Origin of the sequence: Nocardia abscessus NBRC 100374 (assembly GCF_000308455.1) — a bacterium.
Classification (GTDB): Bacteria; Actinomycetota; Actinomycetes; order Mycobacteriales; family Mycobacteriaceae; genus Nocardia; species Nocardia abscessus.
Map to the genome: position 1 here is coordinate 38,475 of NZ_BAFP01000274.1, position 12,259 is coordinate 50,733.

At 62.9% G+C, this 12,259-nt stretch carries 3 protein-coding genes; all 3 read left to right on the forward strand.

Annotated features, from left to right (window positions below; translation table 11 throughout):
• The first annotated feature begins 93 nt into the window (after positions 1–93).
• The 3 genes from ON19_RS36970 (at position 94) to ON19_RS36980 (ending at position 11,984) form a co-directional block, all read left to right on the forward strand.
• The gene (locus tag ON19_RS36970) at positions 94–3,027 is read left to right on the forward strand and encodes a helicase-related protein (protein WP_218006550.1); all 2,934 of its coding nucleotides are present in this window, start codon (positions 94–96) and stop codon (positions 3,025–3,027) included.
• Positions 3,027–6,866, forward strand: coding sequence for an Eco57I restriction-modification methylase domain-containing protein (locus ON19_RS36975; RefSeq protein WP_043704019.1), 3,840 nt, complete (start codon positions 3,027–3,029; stop codon positions 6,864–6,866). The genes ON19_RS36970 and ON19_RS36975 overlap by 1 nt, the downstream gene beginning before the upstream one ends.
• Before the next feature lie 135 nt (positions 6,867–7,001).
• A complete protein-coding gene (locus ON19_RS36980) occupies positions 7,002–11,984 on the forward strand; it encodes a DEAD/DEAH box helicase (protein ID WP_083899954.1) in 4,983 nt (1,660 codons plus the stop codon).
• Positions 11,985–12,259 lie beyond the last annotated feature (275 nt).

Genomic DNA, 12,259 nt, shown 5'->3' on the forward strand with positions numbered 1-12,259 from the left:
AAGGTAGGCTCGGTGCCTCGGCAGCATGCCATGAGCCTTCAAGGTTCGCTACGAGTTCTATAGGGGGCGTGAGTGTTTGAGCGCGGGATGCGAGTGCTTCTGCGTGACCGTCGGTGGGAGGTCGAATCCGTTCGTGGTGCGGGTGCCCAGACGCTTCTGCAGTTGCGCCTGGCGGATGACAGGCCGGGACCGCGTCGGTTGACGGTGCTGCCAAGTCTGGAGCCGAGCCTGCACCTTGAGCCATCGCGTGATCTGCGTTTCGAGCTGGGCAACCCGGTGCGACTCAACCAGCTCCATGATGCGTTGGCGCTGACCATGGCCCACGGCCGCGGTGACCTGGTGGCCGTCGAACACGGCCGCATCGATGTCGAGCCTTATCAACTGGTGCCGGTCCTGGCCGCCATGCGCCAGTCCAAGACCAGGCTGCTGATCGCTGATGACGTGGGCCTGGGAAAAACGGTCGAAGCAGGCCTGGTTCTGCTGGAGCTTGCCCGGCGAGGTCGCGCCGATCGTGTGCTGATCGCCTGTCCCGCTGGCTTGCAGGAGCAGTGGGTCGAGGAGATGCAGTTCCGGTTCAACCTTGACTTCACCAAAGTCGACAGCAAGCAGTGGCTGGAACTGCGCCGGTCTTACCCCACGACGGTGAGCCCGTGGACGGCCGCGCCGCTGGCAGTATCCTCGATCGATTATTTGAAGAACAACCTTGCCGCCATTCAAGCCGCACCTCCGTTCGATGTCGTCATCGTGGACGAAGCGCATCATGTCGCGCGTGCCTACGCCGGTGAGGGCCGCTCGAGTGGGACCGATCGCAGCCGCTTGGCCCGTGTTCTCGCTGACCACAGTCAGGAGCTGCTCTTGTTGTCGGCGACTCCGCACAACGGCTATAAGGAGTCGTTCGCGAGCCTGCTGCAACTTCTCTCACCGCATCTGGCCAGCGACGACGGTCAGCTGCTGCCTGAGCTGGTGAAGCCGTATGTGGTGCGCCGCCTCAAAGACGACGTTGCGCGTGGTGACCCACCTCAGCCGATCAGTCGCCGACACCCGCCGCGCCCGATCGAGGTACAGCCGACCGCTCGGGAGAAGGAGATCCATCAGCGGCTGCGTGGTCACAGCAAGCGTGTGCTGCGCGCCCTGAAGGACACCGACTCCTACTACGTGCAAGCATTCGCGCTGGAGGTGCTCCGCAAGCGGGCCCTGTCCAGCCCGCACGCGCTGCTGCAAAGTCTGCGTCGACGGGCTGAAAGCCTCGGAGTGACACCCGTGGAGCACACCGGGCACCGTCGACTGGATGCTCTGCAGCTCTATCGAGGCGATTCCGCTCTTCCCGAGGATGAGCTGATCGAGACCGAAGAACTTGCGCTCCAAGGCGTTGCGGCGCATCTAGCCGCCGACGAGCTGCAGGAAGAACGCCGACTTGTGGGCACCTTGATCGAGCAGGTCGAAGCACTGACCGCAGGCGATGACAGCAAGCTGACCCGGCTGCGGGGGTGGCTGGAAGGCTTCCGCGCCGCTCGGCCGGGTGAGCGGATCATCGTGTTCACTGAATACCGCGACACCCTGGACTACCTGCAGGAACGCCTCGGCCTCGGGCCGACTCTGCGAATTGATGGCACCGTGCCGCTGGCCAAACGCAAAGACGTGCTCGCCGAGTTTGCGGCAACGCCAAGCGCTCTCTTGCTTGCCACCGATGCTGCCGGGGAGGGCCTGAACCTGCAGGAGGCCTGCCATGTAGTGATCCACTATGAGCTGCCGTGGAATCCGAACCGGCTCGAACAACGTAACGGCCGCGTAGATCGGTTCGGCCAGAAACAGATCGTGGAGATCGGCTACCTGTATTTGGCCGACACTCGCGACGAGGAGATCTTGCAACGCTTGCGCGAGAAGCTGGCCGAGATCGCTAGGCAGCTCGGCTCCACCAGCGACATCCTCGGGGTCGCCGGTCGCAGTGAGGTGATCGACGGACTGTTGGAGGACATTCCCGCCGAGGAGTTGGAGGCGCGGTTGGAGAAAGCCGCCGTCGAAATCCGCGACTACCTGTCCCGCAGCGGCGCGCTCGCTCTGCTGCGTGGAATGAGCGATGAGGGAGCAGCCGAGCGCGGCGCCACCGAGGCGACGGACCGTAGTCGATGGCTACTTCCGGACTTCGACGAGTTTCGCAGCTTGGTGACCACAGTTGTGCAGCAGAACGGAGGACGCATTGATGGCAGCGGCGACACCGTAACCATCACGCCGGGCCCGCTGCTATCGCAGTACCCACAGGTTCCCTCGTGGGCATTCGAGGCGACCTTCAGCCGGGGGGTCGCTTTAGCGCCAGAAAACAAGGGACTGGCCTTCCTGACTCCAGGTCACCCGCTGGTTCATGCTGTACTGCAACGGGTTCGCGCTCGCTTGTACGAGGAAAATCCCCAAGATCGGGTGGCCGTCAGGGCGATCACCGACGGCGAATCGGGATGGCTGTTCACCCATATAGGCCGCATTACGGCCACCGATGGACGGCTACTGGAAGAGCCTCTCATTCCGGTGCTCGTGCCCGCCTGTGCCGACGGTACCCCTGGCTCCGCCAGTAGCGACGCCGTCGCAGATTTGAAGAAACTCCGGATGCGGCCAGCTCCGGCCAATGGCCACGACCCGGTCGCTGTGGCGCGCCAGCTCCTTCAACCCAGGTTCATCGAGGCCGCAAAAATTGCAGCGGTGGAAGCGAATCGCAGGCTTGTCGAGCGTGGTGAGCGTTTGCGAGCCCAACTGCACGAGGAAGCCAAGCATATGGCGCGTGAGCTGGATCGCTGGCATGCTGCGGAACTGAACGAAGCAGAACAGCGGCTCAGCAATCACGTCGGCGACGGGTTCTTCCAGCTCGGGTTGTTCACCGACCTCGGGCACAGTGCCTTCCACACCCTGGAAGATGCACAGGCAGCGATCAATGCGGAGTTCGACCGGCGCCGCCAGCTCCTGGCCGAGGGACACCAGGTCGCCGATGTCGACCCCGTAGAACCGGTGGGCTGCCTCCTATTGGTCGAGGCTCGCTGATGCTCAATATCACCGTCGCTGGGGCTACCCTGTCCACCTACTATCTGGCCGACCCAGGTCTGTTCCTGCACGATCAGAGCACGCGCGTCGACTCCGAGGGACACCGTGACGGCATCCGGGCGGCTCGCCGTGAATTACGACGATTGGTTGCCGACCTCGACGAAACCACCACTCTCGGGGTGGCCCGCAGACAAATGATGAGTTGGCTGGCCTACTTTGGCTGGCGCTTCCCAGTGGTGCCCAACAGCCTCGATGAACCTCTCATTGCCTACGACGACCCAACTGAGGACGCCGGGGTGGGGCAACCCCGGGCTTGGGTTCTGATCACCACAACCGGGCAGCACCTCGATACATCTCCGAGTGGCCGACGGGCCGGGAAACTGCGGCCCCAACGCCAAGCCGAAACTGTGGCCCGGTCAGGCCAGTTGCCCGCCGTACTGTTGTCCAACGGCGCGGAGCTCCGTGTCATCCGCCGCGATCCCGGGCTCGGAGGGGAAGCCAGCTACCTGGCCGTCGACCTCGCCGGGCTCGCAGAGCTGGGCGACGACCACGAATGGCGCGTGCTGTGGGCCCTGCTACGGCCGGAAGCCTTCACGCCGGACACCGACGGTAGAAGTCTGTGGGATCGGGCAGAGAAAGCTAGTGCCGAAGCCGCAGACACTGTCAGCGAGAACCTCTCCGACGGTGTCCGCATTGCCATCCGCGCAGTCGCCGATGGAGCTTTGGCAGATTTACGCCGCCGCGGCGCACCGATACCTGGCCCGCGCGAACTGTTCTCTGATGCCCTCAAGATCGCCTACCGGTTGCTGTTCGTCGCATACTCGGAGGACCGGGGCTTGCTGCCCGTCGGCACTCCCTCATACGACCACGGCTACTCGCTGCGTATGCTGCGGGACCATGCCGCCGACCCCAACGTCGTGTGGGCGCCCGACGGCGGCTACCTGTGGGCAGCCCTGCGCGCCCAATGGGGTTTGCTGCGCGACGGCATCAACGCAGGCGAACTCCAGATCGCTGGCTTCAATGGCGGGCTCTTCGACCCCGATAAATGCCCCCAACTCGACGACCCTGAACTTGTTGTCGGCGATAGGTACGTCCGCGACATGATCAGCGCTCTGTCCTGGACCCAGCCCATCACCGGCACAAACAACCGGCAGGTCGGCCGCCGACGGATCAACTATCGCGAACTCGGCGTGGAACAGTTGGGCAGCATCTACGAGGGCCTACTCGCCTTCGAACCACAGATCGCCGACACCTCGAAAGCGCTCGTGCAGGTCGGCACCGGCCAGCAGGCCCGCCAACAGATCTTTGCCACGGAGGACACCCCGCCCGCGGCAGTGGTCATCGAGGAGTACCCGACCGGATCGTTCTACCTGTTCGAAGCCACCGGACAACGTAAAGGCTCCGGCTCTTACTACACACCACGCCAGCTCGCCCATTTCGTTGTCGGCGAAGCGTTGCGCCCCCTTGTCGAGAACGCAACTCCGGAGCGGATCCTCAACCTGCGGGTCTGTGACCCCGCGATGGGTTCCGGCGCATTTCTTGTGCCTGCCGTGCACTTTCTCACCGAGGCATACGGCGAAGCGTTGGCCCGCGCTGGTGAGGACATCGATCACAAGCTGGACGACACCGAACGCGCCCGTTACCGCCGACTGATCGTGGAACGCTGCATCTACGGTGTCGATTTCAACCCGATGGCCGTCGAGCTGGCGAAAGTGTCACTGTGGCTGACCACCTGCTCGGCAGGCAAACCGCTCTCCTTCCTCGATGCCCACCTGCGTTGCGGCAACTCCGTCATCGGCGCTGCCCTCGATAGATGGGAAGGCGTCCCAGAGCCGGCAATCGACCGGGGTCGCAGGGTCGAAAGGGACCTCGAAGAACAGCCCTCGCTGTTCGAGTCGGATGCCCCCGATCTGACGTATGTCCTGCGGCAACGCCGCCTACTCGCCGAGACGCCGTCAGATGATCGGCTCCAGGTTCGGAAGAAGGAAGAGGTCTTCGCTCGGCTGCTCGAAAGTGACGACTGGACCCGACTGCGCGCCCTCGGCGACTGGTGGGTCGCACCCTACTTTCACCCCGAGCTACAGCAGAGCGCAGCCAGCTGGCGGCAAGGTCGAAGAGACATCATTGCCGGCCAACCTGTGTACGGAGACAGTCAACGGTTGCTCGACCGCACTCGTGAGGAGGTACGACCCTTTCACTGGGAGATCGAATTCCCCGAGGTGTTCTTCGACCGGTCAGGTATTCATCGACCAGACGGGGGCTTCGACGCAATGATCGGCAACCCGCCATGGGAAAGCATCACCTTCAAGGCCGCCGAATTCTATGGTCGTTTCGACCCCGAGTACATCCTGCTGAGAGGAAAGGCTGACAAACAGATTCGGCAGGGACACTTACTTGAACGTGTGGACATCTTAGAAGCCAAAAAGCGTGACAATGGTCATCTTGACGGTGTTAAGCTGTTCATCAAAAGATCTGGAACCTACCGAATGTTGTACTCGCACGGGACGACTTTTAACTACTATCGCACTTTCCTGGAACGCGAATTGGCGCTGCTGACATCCAACGGACGGATCGGGTTGGTCATCGATTCTGGGGTAGTTGCTGATGCCGCTACGGCAGAACACCGCCGGGAATTGCTGGAGCGCTGCACGGTCGACCGATTCGTGCTATGCGACAACAACGAGAAGATCTTCCCCATAGACAGTCGCGAGCAGTTCCTTTTGCTGGTCGCTGGCCGTGGGGGCACTACGGACCCGTTGTCGTTCACCAGCGGCGTCACCAACCTTGAACACTTGCTTCAACTGGATGAACGCACGGTTGCCATCCCGAGGCAGGTCATCGAGGCACTAGCCCCTGACACTCTGGCTATCCCCGATGCCCGCGACTCGGAGTTATTGGAACTACTGGGCACAATTTACGATAGGCGCCCGCTGTTGCTCGATACAATGCCTGCAGGCGGTTGGTTGATCGACTGGGGGCGCGAGTTTGACCTCCACGATGATCGTGCGGTTTTCGCGGCTGATGCGACGGGCATGCCGATGCTGGAAGGGAAACATATCCACCAGTACGTCCATGATTTCGCCAAGCCGACTTATCGACTCAAATCGGGGATCGGCGAAGATGCCTTGGTGACTCGCGCGAAAAAGCGTGCCAAGAAGAAAAATATCCAGTCGCTCAAACGCCACCGAGGTGAATGGCCTCTGTCTCAGGTCGAACCTCGCACCGGGGTTCTGGAGCTTCCGTGTGATCACTACCGCCCATGCTTTCGTGAAGTGGCGAGGGGGACTGATGAACGAACCCTCATCTCAGCTGTGATCCCGCCAGGTACTGCGCTCACCCGCAAGCTTCATTTCTTCTATCGATCATCATTTGACCATGCGGCCAACGGATATCGAACCGTCCTGAGTCCGGAGGCAATGGTCTATGTTGTTGCGCTGTTAAACAGCCTGACCCTTGATTTCGTCGTAAGACGCAAGGTTTCCAGCACCGTCAGCAAATCGGTGATGGCGACGCTGCCAGTTGCCGATGTTCCGCTCGATCGTGGTCCTGGCAAGACCGTAGTGGGTTTGTCGGCCCGCCTGACTTGCCGCACACCAGAATTCAACGAGCTTGCCGAGGTGCTCGGGGTTGAGTGCGGTCCGTTGTCCCAGGGCCAGGAGCAGGCGCTTCGAGCGGCGTTGGACGCGCGGATCGCGCACCTGTACGGCTTATCGGCACAACAGTTGGAACTGGTACTTGCAGACTTCGCGCAGAGCGCCAGCAGCGAGAGCAGCCCGGTGCGTCCGAATACCGAGTACAAGCAGCTTGTTCGCCAGGAATTCGCGCGGCTGACCCAATAGCTTTGCGCGTCCGGAATACTCGGCAAGTGTCGGTGGTGGTCGTTAGAGTGCCCACCAGGACGCTCGCCATGATGAGAGTACGGCTATTGCCCACAGCAAACTGGCCGTAAGCATGTAAGGGAGGGACGCGGACTCGTGGATCCGTTGAAGCTTGCTGACCGCCTTCGTGAGGACTACCGACGGTTTACCTGGACCACCTATCCGATCGCTGATCCGCTGCTGCGGGAGCGGTTGGAGCGAATGGCGGATGAGGACTCACTGCTGTGGCACGGTCCGTTCCTCTCCGTCCAGCCCCGGTTCGAACTGGCAACCACCCTTGCTGAGCTCGGGGACCACATCGGGTTGCCCACGGAGGTCTGTGCCGCATTTCCTCGGATCGAGCGATTGTTCTCCCATCAGGCTTCCGCGATCACCCGAATCAACGCCGGATTGAACACGCTGGTCGCAACCGGTACAGGTTCGGGCAAGACCGAAGCGTTCTTGATTCCGGTTGTCGCGCACGCCTACGCCAACCGGCACCGGAGGGGGGTGAAGGCGATTGCACTGTATCCGATGAATGCCCTGGTCAACGACCAAGAAGACCGGGTTAAGGCGGCTTGCGAGCAGCTCGGTCTCCGCTATGGGGTGTACACGGGCGCGACCCCGCAGAACCTCCGCGACGCGATGCAGGATTCCCCACCGGACATTCTGTTGACGAACTACTCCATGCTCGAATATCTGCTCACCCGCCGCGATGATCGCAAGCTGTTCGGGGATGGCGTGCTGCGGCACCTCATCTTGGACGAGGTGCACACCTACCAGGGCGCACTGGGCACCGAGATTGCCTGCCTGGTGCGGCGCCTGCGCGGCCACATCGTTGTCGACGGCTTGGTCTGCGTCGGTCTGTCCGCCACGGTCAGCGCAGGCGGTGACCACGCCGCCGATCTCGAACGTACCGCCGAGTTCGCCGCCAATCTTTTCGGTGCCCCGTTCGATGTCGGCGCCATCATCGAGGAAACTCCGATCCCGCCCACCGCGCCCGAGATGGGGCGGATAGGGCCCTCGCCAGACGCCGACGCATTGGCTGCCGCCCTGGCTGATGGGGCCGACCTGATCGCATTGCGCGCAGTTCTCGGTGACCCCAACGACAGCCCGATGCTCGACCTACTGCGGGCCAAGCTGTCGGAACCCCGCACCATTACCGAGCTGGTAGCCGAACTGGCGGAGATACCGGCACGGGCCACGACCGACCCAGGCCAGCTGCACGACGAGGTCGCCGGCTGGCTACTGCTGGGTGCCGGTACCTCCACCCTGGAGGGGCCGCCGGTGCTGGAGGCCAAAGTCCACTTGTTCTTGCGAGGGCTTCCCCATCTGGTGCGATGCTGTGGTGAGGGAGAGCACCTGCTGTTGGACGGAGCCGAGGTCTGCCCGGAGGCGGGCTGCGACGCCCAGGCGACCACGCCGCTGGGGGTGTGCTTGGGCTGCGGTCAAGACTTTGATCTGGAGATCGACAACCGTGGCGGTCATCCCAACAGCTACGTAGTTCGCCGCACCGCATTCGACCCAGTGGAGCAGCCGCTGCCGCGCACCCGGTGGTTTACTTCGCGGCGGTGCGTGCGCTGTGGCACGAGCACCACGGGCCTGTCCTGCCATGGATGCGGCGCACCTACCAGAAGCGTGTTTGTCTGTGAGCCCGAGCCGGACAAGCCACTGACCCGGTGTCCGGTGTGCGGATACGGGCGCAACGTCGGTGCGGTACAGGAGTTCACCGCGCGTACCGCTTCAGCGATTGCGGCGACCGCCTTCAGCTTGCATCTGGGACTGGCCGAACAGAGCGACGACTTGATGCTGCGTCGGCTGTTGGTGTTCGCCGATTCTCGGCAGGACACGGCCTTCCAGGCGGGTTACATCCGTGGCCGCTCCCGCGCGGTTCAGGTTCGGCGATTGATCACGCGCGCCGTTCGGGCGCGCGTCACACAAGGGCGACCGGCGGCCAGCTTCGATGGACTGGTCGAGGATGTCTTCCGCATGGGACGCGATATCGGACTGTATGGGGATCCCGCCGGTCGGGATGCCAGCAACCGGGTCCGGCGAGTCTGCGAATGGGACGTCCTCGGCGAAGTGGCCAGTGACGAACGCCGCCCGCCAACTTTGGAACGCCTCGGCATGATCACCGTGGGTTACCCCGGCTTGGACGGACTCACGCCGCAAGATTTGTCCTCCTTGACCGAGAGCCTGGGCAACGACCTGAACTCCCTGCGTTGGCTGCTGGGGCGCATCTTGGACTTGGTGCGTACACGTGGTGGAGTCGCGCACGAATTGCTGCGGGCCAGGATGGAGCCCTCTGCCCAGTACGACCTCGTTGAGGCTGGGGCCATCATGCGACCGAGTTCGAGCGTAGTCGGGCTGGGTGAGACCTCGGCGAAGGTCAAAGGTGCTGTCCCGATCAGTCTCGGCGCGCGAGGCACCGTTGCCCGCTTGGTCCGAATCGCCTTCCCACACTTGATCAACGCCGATGACCAGGAACGGACGGTTCGAGCGCTCGTTGCCTTCTTGAGGCAGCACAACCTTCTTGACAGGACACAGGTTGGTACCGGCCGCTCTCAGGTAGTGCTGTGGCAGCTCGCGCCGCAGGCCATGGAGATCCGGCCCCCGGCCACCAGCCTCTACCAGTGCCGAGCCTGCCGCGCCGTGCAATCACAATCCTCGCCCCGCAACATTTGTGCCACCTTCAACTGCAAGGGCGTGATGGAGCCTTGGCAGCACAACCCGGACGACTACGAAAGGAAGCTGGCGGAAGGACACGACCCACTGGCGGTCACCGCCGAGGAACACTCTGGTCAAATACCACTGACGCAGCGCGAGGACATCGAGGAACGGTTCAAAAACGGTGAGCTGAACTTGCTCGTGTGCACCATGACCCTCGAGTTGGGCGTCGACCTCGGCCAACTGTTGGCGGTGGTGTTGCGCAACGTCCCCCCGCGCCCAAGCAACTATGCCCAACGTGCGGGCCGAGCAGGACGCCGCGAGGAACGAGTCGCACTCATCGTTACCTACGCGGGTGGGATGCCCCACGACAGCTATTACTACCGGCGGCCAGTCGAAATGATCCGCGGTGCCATCCGGCCACCGACTTTCCTGATGGACAACGAACGGGTTATCACTCGACATGCCCGCGCGCTGGCACTAGAACTGTGCGGCGAAAACCTGCCCAACTGGATGGGCGATTTCGTCTCCGAAGATGACGCCGGTGAACTCCAAGCCCTGCAACCGGTACGAGACGCACTGACGGCCGATACTGACCGAATCGCTGAACGGATTCATGCCACCTTCCGCCACGGCCTGCGTGAGGAGGACTTGCCGTGGCTGGATGCCGACTGGGCACGCGGGATCGTGACAACGTGGCTGGAGAACCTTGACGAGGCCGTCGGGCCCTATCGCCTCAAGCAGAAGACCCTCCTGGAGGAGTGGAGCCAAGCCGCCGCCACACCGGGGAAATCGGATTCCACCAGGGCACTGCAGACCATTAGTGCCAGCCTGATGGCGATGCGACGCAGCGACCGGACTCGCGCCTACGTGCTGTCTTACCTGAGCACCGTCGGGTTCCTGCCCTCCTATGCATTTCCGACCGACACGGCCACTTTATCCATGGAAGGCGAGACTGCCGAGCTGTCCCAAGACAGCATCCAAGCCGTTAAGGACTACGCACCCGGACAGCTCGTTTACGCGCGCGGCGCGAAATGGTTTGTCGATCAGGTCGACTTCCGGCGCTCCAACCTCGTCAATTCCGACGGCCACGGCGCCGTTCCGCAGGCCAACCTTTGCCCCCGCTGCGACACCATCAACGACTCCACCTCGGCCAGCTGTCTGGCCTGTGACAACGTCGACCTCCTAACACTGGTCACAGTCCCGATGCGGGCGATGCGGGCATCGCGCCGCCAGCGCATCGGCGCCGACGAGGAGAACCGTTCTAGGCAGCCGTTCGAGGTGACTCACCACCTCGGCGCTCCCAACACCGCCGAAACGTGGCTGTTCGAGCGTCCGGGTTTGGTGCTCCAGTGGGAACGCAATGCTGCCCTAACCGTGCTCAACCGGGGCCGCGTGCAGCATGGCGCCCACCCCGAGCAATTCGCCATCTGTACCAGTTGCGGGTTGTGCTTCGATTCCATTCCCGGCCCCAACCCCACCGAGTCGCAACGTCGCCGCGCGAAGTTGCACGACACGATCTGTGCCAGCCACCGATATGAGCTCAGTGTGTTGTCTACCGCTCGTGGCGTCGATTGCTTGCATGTTCTTCCCGATCTAGAGGCGCTCGACATCCGAGCCAGCCAACTGGAGGAATTCCTCGCCAGTGTCAGGGCCGCACTCGACCTTGGGTGCCGCGTGGTCCTGCAAGCCGGCGAGGACGAGGTCGCAGGCTTCGACTGGCCGCGCCCTGACCCAGACAGTGCCGAGGCGCTTCTACGACTGGCGGTACTGTACGAGGAGGTCCCTGGAGGAGCAGGATATCTGCGCCAACTCGCAGAACGCTTCGGCGAAGTCGCCACCGCCCTCGTCCCCGTTCTCGACGGCTGCACCTGCGAGCGCGCCTGCTACGCCTGCCTGCGCTCATACAACAACCAGCTCGAAGGCCACCTGCTGAATCGACACGTTGCCGCGGACTTCTTGCGTCAGTTCATCAATGCGCCAGCTGCCGTCCTCCATCGCGTCGGCTCCTTCGCTGACGGCTTCCACGGCCTGCCCCGATCCCCGATCGAACGCCGCCTGGCCCTGGCCCTCATCGAAGCCCAGGCCCCGCGGGGGCATGCTCAGTACGCCTGGGGCGACCGCGGATCCACCGATGGCACACCCCGCCCCGTCACCATTGCTGACTTCGCTTGGCCTGAGCACAAAGTCGCGGTCTTTTGCGACGGCTGGCAACACCACCACACGCCAGAGCAACAAGCCGAGGACAAGACCAAACGGGATGCGATGCGGGCCAGCGGCTGGACGGTCCTGGCCTTCTGGGGTGGCCAAATTGTTCGAGACATTAATACCTGCGTCGTCGCGATCATGCAGGTTTTAAATACTCATCCGATACAACCACCAGCCCGAAACTCGATCGTCCCATCGACAGTTCGCCTGACTGACAACGGTTAATAGGCCAGAGGAGTCCCTATCTCCCAGCCTCGGAATGAGGCTGGGAGAGGGGCAGTGTCCAATTCCTCGGCACTGGCCCAGTCCGACGCACGGGTATACGCCGATGACCGTGTGGTGACACAAACGGTTCGCCGTACCCCGCGCGACCGGAGCTTCGACCACCAGTACCGATCGGATCTAGGCTGCGGCGATCGAGTGAAACTCGTAGCCCGGCAGTTCACTCCGGCAAAGTCGAGCTTCGCCGGTCGTGTTGGTCGAAGCGCACACCGCTGCGC